The organism is Salinicoccus jeotgali, from assembly GCF_055379195.1.
Genome location: NZ_AP043830.1, coordinates 1,390,776 through 1,404,596, shown reverse-complemented (window position 1 = coordinate 1,404,596; position 13,821 = coordinate 1,390,776). Strand labels below are relative to the sequence as shown.

At 45.2% G+C, this 13,821-nt stretch carries 13 protein-coding genes; 10 read left to right on the top strand and 3 right to left on the bottom strand.

Annotated elements, in window-relative coordinates; translation table 11 throughout:
• Positions 1-40: 40 nt before the first annotated feature.
• Positions 41-538: a universal stress protein gene (locus tag ACZ43I_RS07040; protein ID WP_344702639.1), complete on the bottom strand. Its 498-nt coding sequence runs from the start codon at positions 536-538 to the stop codon at positions 41-43.
• 167 nt (positions 539-705) lie between these two features.
• On the opposite strand from ACZ43I_RS07040, the gene ald reads away from it, so the two are divergent.
• Entirely contained in the window at positions 706-1,818 is a 1,113-nt protein-coding gene (ald, locus tag ACZ43I_RS07035) for an alanine dehydrogenase (protein WP_344702641.1), read from the top strand.
• 93 nt (positions 1,819-1,911) lie between these two features.
• Here the strand turns inward: ald and ACZ43I_RS07030 are convergent, their stop codons facing one another.
• Entirely contained in the window at positions 1,912-2,490 is a 579-nt protein-coding gene (locus ACZ43I_RS07030; protein WP_344702643.1) for a hypothetical protein, read from the bottom strand.
• Positions 2,491-2,589: 99 nt separating this feature from the next.
• Between ACZ43I_RS07030 and ACZ43I_RS07025 the strand changes: the two genes are divergently transcribed.
• Complete coding sequence (locus tag ACZ43I_RS07025) at positions 2,590-3,279, top strand: metal-dependent hydrolase (protein WP_344702645.1); 690 nt, start codon at positions 2,590-2,592, stop codon at positions 3,277-3,279.
• Between the two features lie 73 nt (positions 3,280-3,352).
• Positions 3,353-4,618: a DRTGG domain-containing protein gene (locus ACZ43I_RS07020; RefSeq protein ID WP_344702647.1), complete on the top strand. Its 1,266-nt coding sequence runs from the start codon at positions 3,353-3,355 to the stop codon at positions 4,616-4,618.
• 18 nt (positions 4,619-4,636) lie between these two features.
• Here the strand turns inward: ACZ43I_RS07020 and ACZ43I_RS07015 are convergent, their stop codons facing one another.
• Positions 4,637-4,993, bottom strand: coding sequence for a YtpI family protein (locus tag ACZ43I_RS07015; RefSeq protein WP_344702649.1), 357 nt, complete (start codon positions 4,991-4,993; stop codon positions 4,637-4,639).
• 75 nt (positions 4,994-5,068) lie between these two features.
• On the opposite strand from ACZ43I_RS07015, the gene ACZ43I_RS07010 reads away from it, so the two are divergent.
• The 7 genes from ACZ43I_RS07010 (at position 5,069) to pfkA (ending at position 13,821) form a co-directional block, all read left to right on the top strand.
• On the top strand, positions 5,069-6,031 hold the full coding sequence (locus ACZ43I_RS07010; protein ID WP_344702651.1) for a DHH family phosphoesterase: 963 nt from the start codon (positions 5,069-5,071) through the stop codon (positions 6,029-6,031).
• A gap of 15 nt (positions 6,032-6,046) precedes the next feature.
• A complete protein-coding gene (locus tag ACZ43I_RS07005; protein ID WP_344702653.1) occupies positions 6,047-9,187 on the top strand; it encodes a DNA polymerase III subunit alpha in 3,141 nt (1,046 codons plus the stop codon).
• A gap of 76 nt (positions 9,188-9,263) precedes the next feature.
• Positions 9,264-10,487, top strand: coding sequence for an NADP-dependent malic enzyme (gene ystJ, locus ACZ43I_RS07000; RefSeq protein WP_344702655.1), 1,224 nt, complete (start codon positions 9,264-9,266; stop codon positions 10,485-10,487).
• 9 nt (positions 10,488-10,496) lie between these two features.
• On the top strand, positions 10,497-10,913 hold the full coding sequence (locus tag ACZ43I_RS06995; protein ID WP_344702658.1) for a FadR/GntR family transcriptional regulator: 417 nt from the start codon (positions 10,497-10,499) through the stop codon (positions 10,911-10,913).
• A 22-nt stretch (positions 10,914-10,935) separates the two neighbouring features.
• Positions 10,936-11,787, top strand: coding sequence for an acetyl-CoA carboxylase, carboxyltransferase subunit beta (gene accD / locus ACZ43I_RS06990; RefSeq protein ID WP_344702660.1), 852 nt, complete (start codon positions 10,936-10,938; stop codon positions 11,785-11,787).
• Positions 11,788-11,793: 6 nt separating this feature from the next.
• Positions 11,794-12,744, top strand: coding sequence for an acetyl-CoA carboxylase carboxyltransferase subunit alpha (locus tag ACZ43I_RS06985; RefSeq protein WP_344702662.1), 951 nt, complete (start codon positions 11,794-11,796; stop codon positions 12,742-12,744).
• 117 nt (positions 12,745-12,861) lie between these two features.
• Positions 12,862-13,821: a 6-phosphofructokinase gene (gene pfkA, locus ACZ43I_RS06980; RefSeq protein ID WP_344702664.1), complete on the top strand. Its 960-nt coding sequence runs from the start codon at positions 12,862-12,864 to the stop codon at positions 13,819-13,821.

The window sequence follows — 13,821 nt, the reverse complement described above, 5'->3', positions numbered from 1 at the left end:
AAACCAATCGGTTTCAGGAGCCTTTTCTACTTAATTGGGATTACTTGTTTTCATTCATGAATTCTTCAGTTGCAACTACAGGTTCGAAATCATCAGGCAATGTTTCAGTTCTTACAACTAGTACATCACACGGTGCGTGACGAACAATTGCTTCAGACACTGAACCGATGATGAAGCGCTCAACAGCGTTGAGACCTGTAGCACCACACGCAATCAGATCTGCGCCGGTCTTTTTAACAGCCTTTTTAGGGATGATTGACTTTGGTGATCCATAGTCGATTATCTTATCGACTTCGAGTACACCATTCTTCAATGCGAGATCTTCGTAACCATCCAGCAACTTTTGTGCAAAGTCATTGGCACGTTGGGAAATTGTACGGTCGTAAGCTTCTACTGACGCGAAAGAACGGGTGTCGATGACGTTGATGATTGATAGTTTCGAATCATTCCGTTTTGCGATGTCGATTGCTTTATGGAATGCCCATTCCGCTTCTCTCGATCCATCAACCGCGATAAGGATATTTTGATACTTAAGCATTTTGAGAACCCCTTTCGATGTGATATCTTCTTCACATCAATTATATCACATTTTGAATATTTTATATATTTCTACATTGATAAAGTCATATTTACGTCATAACTTTTCAATATCTTTATGATACAATTAATAGGGTGAAACATTCAAAAATGAAAGGGGTTTCTAGAATGATTATTGGTGTTCCTAAAGAGATTAAAAACAACGAAAGTAGAGTTGGTCTGACACCTGGCGGTGTTCACGCCTTCGTCGAAGCAGGACATACAGTCAAGGTGGAGACGAATGCAGGAGGCGGCTCTTATTTCGAGGATGCCGACTACAGCAATGCAGGAGCTGAAATAGTAGACTCTGCAGCAGCTGCTTGGGATGTCGATATGGTGGTCAAAGTCAAAGAACCTTTGGCAGAGGAATTCGATTATTTCAAAGAAGATCTAATCCTATTCACCTACCTCCACTTGGCACCTGAAACAAAACTTACAAAAGCGCTTTTAGATAAAAAAGTAACGGCAATTGCTTATGAAACGATACAACTGCCGGACGGTTCACTGCCGTTGCTTTCCCCTATGAGTGAAGTGGCTGGACGCATGGCGGCTCAAGTCGGTGCAGAGTACCTGCAGAAGATCAAAGGCGGCAAAGGTGTGCTCCTGAGCGGAGTGCCAGGCGTCTCCCGCGGCAAGGTCACCATCATCGGTGGCGGAATGGCTGGAACCAATGCAGCCAAAATGGCAATTGGCCTGGGTGCAGAAGTGACGATTCTAGATCTTAACCCTAAGCGGTTGAGGGAACTCGATGATCTGTTTGGACGCGATGTCCAGACGCTCATGTCTTCTCCATTAAATATCGCGCAGGCAGTGAAGGAAAGTGACCTTGTCATCGGTGCAGTGCTGATACCTGGAGCGCGTGCGCCTCGTCTTGTAAGTGAAGACATGATCAAATCGATGAATGCCGGTTCTGTTATCGTGGACATCGCAATCGACCAGGGTGGTATCTTCGAAACTACAGATAAAGTGACGACACATGATGATCCGATCTACTTCAAGCACGAAGTCGTCCACTATGCAGTTGCGAACATGCCTGGTGCGGTACCGCGTACGTCTACAATCGCTTTGACGAATGCGACTATGGCTTATGGCCTGCAAATAGCGAATAAAGGCTGCAGTAAAGCAGTTGCAGATAACCCGACATTGATTGGTGGATTCAACACGTACGGCGGCCATGTGACTTATAAAGCAGTTGCAGAAGCGCAGGAACTAGAATATAAAGATGTAACAGAATTACTGTAGTAAACCAATATTAAAACCAAAAATCCTCCGCCTTAGAAAATGGCGGAGGATTTTTTCTTACCGTGTCCGGGCAATCTTTATCTTATTATGGATTCAGTCTGCAATGCAGACGACATCAAAAGGGATGGTGTCGACTAAAGCATTCCGCTGGTGTTCATCCTTCACCACGGGAATGATGGCGATCCGTTTCTTTGCATGGATCTTAAGTTTCGCAAGTGGCTGTAATGCAGCAAAGTCATCGATGTCCATGCTCCTCACATCGAACATGATTCCTGAAACATCGGCGTCTACCAGCTCATCCAATAGGCGGCTTTGCAGAAAGGACGGTACACGACTGAAACTCGGCCCTATTATAAGGTGCCGCTCACCCGTCTGTATGGATATTTCATCAAGAAATCTATGATTGATGTGATGATGATCATTTGTAAAGATCTGGTCAGTCACGAAACCATCAGCACCTTCTATCATGCGTATGGTTTCTATGACGAGGTTCTGTAGAAGGAAAGGATCATGTTCATCCATATGGTTCAGTGAAACGAAATATTCTGTTTCCGGATGAAGGGCCTTCTTCATCGGAGGCAATGCGAGATTGGGTATATCAAAATCATCTCTGGCAATGATTTCAGAGAGATGATTTTCAGATAATGCATGGCTGCGTCTAATTGTCTTCATTTGATTCACCTCATGAAAATTGTATCATAAATATGAATGGTTGCCGCGGTTTTAGGGTATAGTGAAAACATATGATATTCATTTAGGAGGTATAGGATTATGGAACTCAGCTATCATGGACATTCGATCATCCAACTTGAGAATGATGGTTCAAAAATGATCGTCGATCCATTCATAAACGGCAATGAATTGACGGACTTGAAAGTCGAAGATGTGAAAGTTGACTATATCGTATTGACCCATGGGCACAATGACCATGTCGGTGATACCGTGGAGATCGCCAAAGCCAATGACGCGACCGTGGTTGCCCCTGTAGAGTTGGCAGATTATCTGTCAGGGCAAGGTGTGGAAGCTATGGGGATGAATATTGGCGGTAAAAATTCATTTGAATTCGGGACAGTCAAATATGTCCATGCATTCCACAGCTCCAGCTTTACAGAGGAAGATGGGAATGCAATATATACAGGGATGCCGACAGGAATCATTATTGAAGCAGGCGGCAAAAAAATCTATCATCTTGGGGATACTGGGATATTCGGTGATATGAAACTCATTACGGAACTCAATGGCCCGTTTGATGTCGCCTTCGTCCCGATCGGCGACCATTTCACAATGGGCATAGATGATGCGTCTTATGCAGTAAATGAATTCATCAAGCCGGACGTCACAGTTCCTGTTCACTACAATACTTTCTCACCAATCAAGCAGGACGCACAGGCATTTGCAGATAAAGTGGAGGGAGACTGCCAGACACTGGAAGCAGGACAAACTGTAAAGTTCAAGGCATAGATTTTAGATGTAATAGGGCATCAGGGGCAGGGTTCTGCCCCTTTTTTTATAAAGCAGGTAGCGGAGGTAAAGAATGTCAAAACATGATGAAATCATAGATTATATATATCGCCTGCCGGAAGGTGCCAAAATTTCCGTGCGGCGAGTATCTGCCCATCTGGGTGTTTCAGACGGCACAAGTTACAGGGCAATTAAAGATGCTGAGAAAGAGGGTCTTGTAAAGACCATAGAGCGTGTAGGCACGATAAGGGTTGCGCCGAAAGAGGAATACATAGAAGGAAAACTTAGTTTTGAACAGGTGAAGCGGGTGATTGAAGGTACTGTCCTGGCTGGTTCAGAAGGGCTTGATGGAGAAATCAGCAGATTCATCATAGGCGCAATGCGTACCGAAGCCCTCGAAACATATCTTGAGGAAGGTGCGCTCCTCATCGTGGGGAATCGTGAAGATGCCCAGCGGAAAGCATTGGAAAACCATTCGGGTATTCTGATTACTGGAGGTTTTGGGGCCGATCCGAAAATATTGGAGCGGGCGGACGCATTCAGTCTCCCTGTCCTGTCGACGACTTCTGACACATTTACTGTTGCGTCGGCAATACAGCGCGAATTGTACAACAGATTCATGACGACCAATGTCATTACTGCTGCCGACCTTCTGGTGCGTCAGGAGGAATATGTGTATGATATTAAAAATGATTTTGGGAAGGACTTTTATCCGGCAGATAAGGTGACGATCATTCTAGAAGAAGGATTCTATCTGGGCCTCATCCGTTCTAAAGATCTCATGAAATTGAGGGAGGATGGACCGGAAGGCTTAGTATTCGATGCCTCAGCAAGACCACAGAGTACAATCCAGCGCCTACGCCAAGCCATGAGTTGGCACCATCTCAACATCATACCGATTATTGACGATGAAGGCAGATGGCTCGGTGTTGTAGATAGGAGGGATGTATTCAAGCAAAGAGAGCTGCAGAAACCTGAAGGGTTGTCCTCAGCAGAACCAGACCTCGGCAGGAATGTGCATATAGATGGTAATAGACTTCATATTAAAGTCATGCCATTCTTGACTGATGAACATGGCAGTATGATACAGTCCGAGTTCATCAGACTTATGGAGCGTCTGATAGATGCGATGCTCAAGGAGAGGAATATAGCCAGTTATCACATAGATACGATGAACATCATGAATATGAAGCTGATGCAATTGAATCAGGAACTTGTGATAGAAGGAGAAGTCCTGGATGCTGGGGAGCAGTTCCTTAGGATGGAAGTCATTACTAGGGCAAATGGAGAGATTCACATGAAAGCGGTGCTGCTGATCCAGCATTATAAAGAAAAATAGACAAGTGAGCTCACTTGTCTATTTTCCATTCTGCCGAGTTTTACGGTTGAACTCCGCCCAAGCCTTCTCCTCTATGGGGAGATTTCCTTTAAAGTACTTTCGGGCAGCATTGAAATGCCATACATTGTAGAGGCCGATGATGATGAACAGACCACCGACTATATATGATACTGCCGACGAAAATTGTATGATTGTATTAAGGCCGAAGACAGCGATCAACAACCCGAGCCAGATTCTCGATATGCTGTTGAAATACGCCTTTCTGACGTCCCGTTCCGTCCTGATTTTCCTGACCTTATAGAGCAGGAACATAAAAAAGCTCAGGAGCAGCAGTGTGACGAGAAAGGATACTGCAATCTGATAGGATGTTTCCATCGTTACAACTCCATTCCAATATGTAGTATAATTTATTATGCGAAACAAGTAAATCAAATAAGGGGAGAATGAGAATTGTTCACAGAATATATAAATGGATACCCGACTCTAAAGGACAACTATAAGGCGTTGATAAACAAGATCAACACCTATGACGAAATCATCATATTGAGGCATGTGAGACCGGACCCTGATGCGATAGGGGCCCAACTTGGATTGAAATCCATCATCCAGCACATGTTTCCAAATAAGAAAGTGGCGGCGCTTGGAGAGACTGAACCATCTCTTTCTTTTCTCGGTGAGATGGATACTGCCGTTACCCTAGATCACCCACTTGTCATTGTAGTGGATACAGCCAATACTGATCGGATTGAGGGAGATGTATCGATGGGTGCTGAAGTGGTCAAGATAGACCATCATCCGAACCACGATCCTTATGGCACGATCAATATCGTTGAAACGGGTGTGTCGTCCACTTCCGAGCTCATCTTTCTGCTGGCATCAGCATGGGGATTCGACAACGACTATATCAATGATGAGTCGGCACGTCTCCTGTTTGCCGGAATCGTTGGTGATACTGGCAGATTTCTCTTCAATAACACTACAGAATTGACCCATAAGGTCGTAGCCGAACTCAAGCGGTTCAAGTTTGAAGCTGCCAAAGATATGAATGAAATGAATAAGCAGAGTCTGGAACAATTCAAGTTCAAAGGTCATCTGATTGATGCATTCAAAATCACCGATAAAGGTGTACTGTCTATTTATATAGATGAGCCTACGTTGGAGAAGTACGGTCTATCAAGTAATGAGGCGAGTATGCATGTCAACATCTATCGTGAAATCGATGAAGCTAAAATATGGTTTATGGCCATCGAGGAAAATGATGAAATCCGCGTAAGGTTACGCGCCAAGGACACTGTCATCAACGATGTGGCAGAACGGTTCGGGGGAGGCGGGCACCCCCTCGCAAGCGGAATTACATTGAAGGATAACGAAGAAGTCCAGGAACTGATCAAAGCGCTGGAGAGTAAACTGTAGAAAGGGTTTTGCCTAATGATCAATTTAAATGTGCATAGCTGCTATGAATTTCTGGACAGCAATATCAAGATCGGCCCGCTTCTTGATAAAATTTCCAGAGATGGACAAAAGGCAGTTGCACTTACTGATTTCAATCGTCTACATGGTGTATATGAGTTCTATACCCATGCGTCGAAGTCTGGCATTAAACCCTTGATCGGGATGGAAGTTTCGGTAGATGATCAGATGTCGGGCATCCCGTTGGTACTCATCGCTAAAGATCTTGGAGGCTATAAGGAACTGATCCGTCTTTCGGCCATGCTTTCCTATAAGAATCTGGAATTTACGCCGGTCCAATACCTCAATAAAAATATCCAGTCGTGTGTAGCGATCGCAAAGAATGAGCAAGGCATCCCACTTTTGGACGGCATGGCCATAAAACCTGGAGATAAGTACATATCCCACCACCTCTCGCACCCGGAGTACGGGACAGTCTTCATCAATCCGGCCCACTACATGGAACCTGAAGATCTGCCGGTAAGGGTTACATTGAATGCGATACGGGATAATGAGAAGCTGGATACGGCCTCCGTGCATGACGCCACGGGCTCCGATCATATCAGAGTGCTCTCGGATCTCACTGAGATTGAAGCTTCCCACCTTAAAAACAATCAACGCCTCGTAGAGAAGTGTAATGTCGAAATACCGAGGACGGAACGGACTTTGCCACATTTCCCCAATCCCCAGAATGAAGATTCAAAATCCTTTCTATGGCAAATGCTGAAACAGCAGCTCGAATCCAAGACGGATGGTGGAAGCGTCTATAGAAAACGGCTCGAGTATGAATATGGTGTAATCGTGGATATGGGATATGAAGATTATTTTTTGATTGTGCAGGATGCAATCAACCATGCAAAACGAAATGGGATTTATGTAGGACCAGGACGGGGATCCTCAAGTGCGAGCCTTGTATCCTATCTGCTGAACATTACTGAAGTCGACCCGCTTCAGTATAACCTGCTATTCGAACGCTTCCTCAACCCTGAACGTGTGACGATGCCTGACATCGATATTGATTTTGAGGATGCCAGACGCGATGAGGTAGTCGATTATCTGATTGAGAAGTACGGTACGATGAATGTGGCGCATATAGTCACATATGGCACGTTGAGTGCCAAGATGGCAGCACGTGATGTTGGCAGGGTACTCGGTTTTAAAGATGATGAACTGAAAATGATTTCAGGACTTATTCCAGAAACCCCTGGGGCAAAACTCCAGGAGGCGTTTCAGAAAGATGCGTTCCGGTCGCTTTCAGAAGCGGATCCCAAGTATGTTACATATGCGAGTCTGTGTAAAAGAATTGAAGGGTTGCCGCGGCATACATCCACCCATGCTGCCGGCATACTGCTCAGTGCGGAACGCCTTACCGAGAACATCCCGGTGACCTTCAGTGACGGACACACATTGAGTCAGTGGACGATGAATGAGGTGGAGCCTTCAGGACTTCTGAAGATAGATGTTCTGGGACTTAGAAATCTGACGTTGTTGAAGTTCATGGTCAATAAAATAGAAAAGTCCGGAATTTCATTCAACTTGGATGAAATTCCGGATGATGATCCAGCAGTCTATCGGTTGCTCGGGAAGGGAATGACCATCGGCATCTTCCAGTTGGAGTCGGATGGCATAAGCAAAGTAATCAGGGAAATGCAGCCTGAAGGATTTCTTGACCTTGTCGCAGTAATCGCTTTGTACCGGCCAGGGCCGATGAAGGAAATCCCGAATTTCATCGCCGGGAAGCAAAAACCAGACGCAGTCAGATATCCGCACGAAGACATTAAAGATATACTCAAAGAGACGTATGGCGTCATCGTCTATCAGGAACAGATCATGCAGATCGCTTCAAGGATCGCAGGCTACAGTTATGCGGAAGCGGATATATTGAGGCGGGCAATGAGTAAAAAGGATAGGGAAACGCTTGAACATGAAAGGGGCCGCTTTGAGAAGGGGGCAGAAAGTAAAGGATACGCAAGCCAGGTGGGCCATCATATTTTCAACCTGATCTTGGAGTTCGCCGACTACGGATTCCCAAAAAGCCACGCGGTGGCATACAGTCGGATATCCTACACCCTTGCCTACATCAAAACCCACTATCCTGAAGTGTTCTATTCCGTCATACTTACCCATCATTTCGGCAATGAGCATAAGGTCAACCAGACCGTAAGTGAAATCAAGCGGCGTAGAATTCCGTTATTTCTTCCGAACATCAACAGCTCCTTATGGAATAACAGAAGCGATGAAGGCATAGAACTCGGTTTCTCGATGATCAAAGGCGTCACTTATCGTCATGCCGAGGCAATTATAAAAGAACGTGAAAACGGCCCGTTCAGCGATATATATGATTTGAAGACTAGGGTACAGGACGTCAATCTGGATAGGAAAGTGCTCACGCGTCTCGTCCAGTCGGGCGCTTTGGATGTTTTTGAGGAGAATAGAAAAACGCTCCTCAATACGCTACCCATGCTTGATGAATTGAATGCTGAAGAATATGCTCATGATTCGTTCCTCAGTACGCTTGGCTTCAATATAAAGAAAGAATACCACCACGCTGCTGAAATGGATGATATGGAAAAGGTCGAAGGGGAGAAGGACGTGTTCGGATTCTACCTCTCTGACCACCCCGTCATAGCACTAAGGAAATCTCTCCAATTCATTCCGTTCAACCTTCTCAATCAAAGTAAGGGGATTTATCTTGTTTTTTTGGACGACATTAAAGTAATCAGGACAAAAAATGGACAGAATATGGCGTTCGTCAAGTTCACCGACGGGCTTCATGAAATGGAAGGAGTCGTTTTTCCAAAGGTCTATTTCAATGTCCATCCGAACTTGACAAGACAGATTGCTGTCGTGGAGGGAAGGGTAGAAACGCGCAGATCACGTCCACAACTCATCGTCGACTCACTAGAAACCGTAGATGCATTCAAAAAGATATACTATGATCGGGCAAAACAGATTGTCATCCGCAATGCCCATGCATACAACCTGACTGGTTTCATGAGTGACTCAGGCATACCGGTCAAAGATTTTGACAAAAAGAAGATAATTGGCAAAATAGGAAAAGAAGGTATTGAAGGTATATTGGAAGCGGTCGAGGCAGCCGACATACGTATATTGAACTAAAGAAGTTGTCATGTAAAACTGATAATGTTACTATATTTATATTGCGGTGGTATGACCACTAGGAAAGGGAGATTATATGTCCTTGAGAGATGATGCACTAGAGATGCACAGGGAAAAACAAGGAAAGCTAGAAGTAAATTCAAAAGTGGAGATCAAGGACAGGGAAGCCTTGAGCCTTGCATATTCACCAGGAGTGGCTGAACCATGCAAAGAAATATATGAAGATGAACGCACAGTATTCGATTATACGATTAAGAGTAATACTGTCGGCGTCGTTACGGATGGTTCCGCTGTTTTAGGCCTGGGGAATATAGGTGCTATGGCAAGTTTACCTGTAATGGAAGGTAAGAGCGCGCTCTTTAAGAATTTTGCCGGAGTGGACTCCTTTCCGATTGCACTCAATACTAATGACGTCGATGAAATCGTGAATACAGTCAAACTGATGACACCCGTTTTTGGCGGCATCAACCTAGAAGATATCTCAGCGCCTAGATGTTTTGAAATTGAAGAACGCCTAGGACGCGAGACCGATATACCTGTTTTCCATGATGATCAACACGGCACGGCAATCGTCACCTTGAGCGGCCTGATGAACGCCCTTAAACTCTCGGGGAAATCTCTGAACCAGATTAAGGTTGTACTGAACGGAGCGGGGGCAGCGGGTGTAGCCATCATAAAACTCCTGCACAGCTTCGGCGTGAAGGAAATGATCATGTGTGACTCGCGCGGTGCCATCTTTGAAGGTCGTGAAGCAGGGATGAACGATATCAAACACGAAGTGAGCAAGTTCAGTAACCATCATCATAAGCAAGGGGAATTGGCTGATGTGATTGAAGGGGCTGATGTATTCATCGGTGTTTCGGTAGAAGGTGCCCTGACTGCCGAGATGGTCAAGACAATGGCAGAAGATCCAATCATTTTTGCCATGGCCAATCCGAACCCTGAAATCATGCCTGATGAGGCGAAGGCTGCGGGAGCTCTTGTAGTCGGCACAGGACGAAGCGATTTTCCAAATCAAATCAACAACGTGCTTGCTTTCCCAGGTATCTTCAGAGGTGCGCTTGATGTTCGGGCGACACATATAAATGACGAGATGAAAAAAGCTGCCGTCCTTGCTATCGCAGAATTGATTGAAGATGATAAATTGAACGCCGAAAACGTCATCCCGGAACCTTTCAATAAGGAAGTTGCACCAAGTGTAGCGAGGGCTGTAGCGAAAGCGGCCATGCAGACGGGCGTCAGCCGCATTAAAGTCGACCCTGAAGACATCTATCAGAAAGCACGCAGTTTGACGCTGTGATCCTATAAGATGACTGAAAAAAAAGGTTTGGAAAATATTATTGAAGAAATCCACAATGTCATCGAAAAGGAAGAGATACAGGTAGGTGGAAAGCTGCCCAGCGAGAGATATCTGAGAGACGAATTGAATGTCAGCAGGCAAAGTGTAAGGGAAGCACTCAGAGCACTTGAACTGCTTGGCATCATCTATGTGAAGCGGGGCGAGGGCACCTTTCTTGCTGATATCGATAGCCATCAACTGTTTCAGCTGATCGGCAAATATCTCATCAAATCAGAACGTCAACAGAATGAAATTATAGAAATCAAAGAGATGATAGAAGAATATGTCAGTGAAAAGAAAGGAAATGCTGATGTACTAGAAGACGAGAACATTATAATGAAAAAAATCTATGTGTTGCTCGATAAATATTCGCAGGCATTCAAATAATAAAGAAAACAGGGAGTTTAATATGCTGAAAGACTTGTTCTCTAAACTGAATAAAAAAGTCAATGAAACAGACCGTAATGATGGCACTTTCGAAAAAAGTGAATCCATCATGACAAAATGTCCAAGCTGCAAGAAGATATTATATTCAAAAGACTTATATAAACGTCTTAATGTATGTGCCAACTGCAGCCATCATCTGCCTATTTCAGCCCAGGACCGTCTGGAAGCGTTGATGGATGAAGGGGAAGTCAATCTGTTGTTCCAAGACATCACATCTGCCAATCCACTGAACTTCCCTAATTATGAAGCCAAGATTTCGAACGATAAGGAAAAGACGGGACTGAATGAAGCGGTGTTATGTGCAGATGGGAACATCGGAGGTGAGCGTGCCGTTGTAGCCGTCATGGATGCCCGCTTCAGAATGGGCAGCATGGGCTCTGCAGTCGGCGAAATACTCGCCCGTGCTTTTGGGTATGCAACAGAACACAGATTACCTGTCATCATCTTCACAGCCAGTGGGGGCGCACGTATGCAGGAGGGCATCATCTCTCTGATGCAGATGGCTAAAGTCAGTGTTGCGATAGAGCGCCACAATAATGCAGGTCTGCTCTACATCGCCTATATGACCAATCCTACAACAGGTGGGGTGTCTGCAAGTTTCGCCTCAGTCGGCGATATAAACTTGGCAGAAAAGGGTGCATTGATTGGGTTTGCCGGCAGGCGCGTCATCCAGGAAACAATCAAGGAGAAACTGCCGGATGATTTCCAGACTGCCGAATTCCTTTTAAAGCATGGACAGCTGGACGAAGTTTTAGACAGACGGGATATGAAAGATTATCTCGGCCGAATCCTGAAATTGCATAGTGGGGTGTAGATAGGAATGTTCGATTTCGAAAAACCAATCTATGAATTGGAAGAGAAGATTGAAGAATTGGAAAAATATGCAGCAAAAAATAAAGTAGACCTCACAAAGGAAGTCAGTTTTTTGGAGAAAAAGGTCAGTGATAAAAAAAATGAAATTTATGATAACCTCACTCCCTGGCAGCGTGTGGAGATTGCAAGATATATAAAGCGTCCAACTACCTATGACTATATCGAAGCTTTGTTTGAAGAATTTACAGAGTTCTATGGTGACCGCGTACATAGCGATGACCCTGCCATTGTAGGAGGTATTGCTGCCTACAAAGGGCGTCCTGTGACGGTTATCGGGCATCAACGTGGCCGGGATACAAAAGGCAACATCCACCGTAATTTTGGCATGGCCCACCCCGATGGCTACCGTAAGGCGCTTCGCTTGATGAAACAGGCTGATAAATTTAACCGTCCAATCATCTGTTTTATCGATACTAAAGGTGCATATCCAGGTAAAGCTGCTGAAGAACGGGGACAGAGTGAATCGATCGCCCGCAATCTTGTCGAAATGGCAGGTCTCCATGTACCGGTAATAAGCGTCGTCATCGGAGAAGGTGGTTCAGGTGGAGCTTTGGGACTTGGGGTATGCAACCGTCTGATCATGCTGGAGAATGCGACATATTCTGTAATCTCACCAGAAGGTGCTGCGAGCATCCTGTTCAAGGATGCATCATTGAAGGAGATTGCTGCAGAATCGTTGAAGATAACAGCAGCCGATCTGAAATCGTTCGGCATAGCGGATGCAGTGATAGAAGAACCTCAAGGTGGTGCCCATAACGACAGGGACAAGGTATTTGAGAATCTCGATGGCATCCTGGAAGAACATCTGGCAGGACTCCTTGCACTTGATCGCGAAGAAATGGTGGCCGACCGCTACGATAAATATGTGAATATCGGAATATATGATGAACAGCTGTAATTTCATGCTGTTCATTTTTTTTGGTTTCATAAAACGGTTTCATCAACCTTAATGATGGATAAGGAATATAAGTTATGCTATTTTAAAAATAAGAGATTGTTTTAACGGAGGGAACCCATGAGGAAAATTGGAGTACTTACAAGTGGAGGCGATGCGCCCGGTATGAATGCTGCCATAAGGGCCGTCGTCAGAAAGAGTATATATGAAGGCATTGAAGTCTATGGTGTTTTCCAGGGCTATCAGGGCCTTGTCACTGATAATATCCATAAGCTGGAACTTGGGGATGTCGGTGACATCATCCAAAGAGGAGGGACGAAGCTCTACTCGGCCCGGTGCCCAGAATTCATTGAACCCGCTGTACGCAAAAAAGCCATCGAAAACCTTAAAGCTAAAGGAATAGATTCGCTTGTGGTCATAGGGGGAGATGGTTCCTACAGAGGTGCACAACGACTCGATGAAGAAGGCATCAAGACCATAGGAGTACCCGGTACCATCGATAATGACATCAATGGCACGGACTACACTATAGGGTTCGATACTGCCTTAAACACCATAATCGATGCCGTAGACAGGATCAGAGATACAGCAACCAGCCATGAGCGCACCTTCATTATAGAAGTGATGGGCAGGGATGCTGGAGACTTGGCGCTTTGGGCCGGAGTCGCCGGGGGCGCAGAGACCATACTCATTCCCGAATCCCCCTCTGACATGAAAGAAGTTGCAGAGCGGATTGAGTCGGGTATGAGCCGCGGTAAGAAACACTCGATCATTGTTGTAGCTGAAGGTGTCATGAGTGCGTCACAGTGTGCAGATGAGTTGCATAAGTATATAAACGTAGACACCCGTGAGAGTGTGCTTGGCCATATGCAGCGTGGAGGAAAACCGACCGGTCAAGATCGAGTGCTGGCTTCACGCCTTGGTGCTTTCGCTGTTGAGCTTCTTTTAGATGGTGTGCATGGAAAGGCGGTAGGCACTGAGCACAATAAACTGTCCGCAACCCGTTTTGATAAAGTGTTTGAAGAAAGTCATATGATAGATGAGGGTCTGTATAGACTTTCGAGAGAGTTATCCATTTAG

Bases quoted from the DNA above. Each gene is read 5' to 3' on its own strand.
- ACZ43I_RS06995 (WP_344702658.1), top strand. From the start codon at position 10,497: ATGACTGAAAAAAAAGGTTTGGAAAATATTATTGAAGAAATCCACAAT.
- ald (WP_344702641.1), top strand. From the start codon at position 706: ATGATTATTGGTGTTCCTAAAGAGATTAAAAACAACGAAAGTAGAGTT.
- ACZ43I_RS07030 (WP_344702643.1), bottom strand. From the start codon at position 2,490: ATGAAGACAATTAGACGCAGCCATGCATTATCTGAAAATCATCTCTCT.
- ystJ (WP_344702655.1), top strand. From the start codon at position 9,264: ATGTCCTTGAGAGATGATGCACTAGAGATGCACAGGGAAAAACAAGGA.
- ACZ43I_RS07020 (WP_344702647.1), top strand. From the start codon at position 3,353: ATGTCAAAACATGATGAAATCATAGATTATATATATCGCCTGCCGGAA.
- accD (WP_344702660.1), top strand. From the start codon at position 10,936: ATGCTGAAAGACTTGTTCTCTAAACTGAATAAAAAAGTCAATGAAACA.
- ACZ43I_RS07040 (WP_344702639.1), bottom strand. From the start codon at position 538: ATGCTTAAGTATCAAAATATCCTTATCGCGGTTGATGGATCGAGAGAA.
- ACZ43I_RS07015 (WP_344702649.1), bottom strand. From the start codon at position 4,993: ATGGAAACATCCTATCAGATTGCAGTATCCTTTCTCGTCACACTGCTG.
- ACZ43I_RS07025 (WP_344702645.1), top strand. From the start codon at position 2,590: ATGGAACTCAGCTATCATGGACATTCGATCATCCAACTTGAGAATGAT.
- ACZ43I_RS07005 (WP_344702653.1), top strand. From the start codon at position 6,047: ATGATCAATTTAAATGTGCATAGCTGCTATGAATTTCTGGACAGCAAT.
- pfkA (WP_344702664.1), top strand. From the start codon at position 12,862: ATGAGGAAAATTGGAGTACTTACAAGTGGAGGCGATGCGCCCGGTATG.
- ACZ43I_RS06985 (WP_344702662.1), top strand. From the start codon at position 11,794: ATGTTCGATTTCGAAAAACCAATCTATGAATTGGAAGAGAAGATTGAA.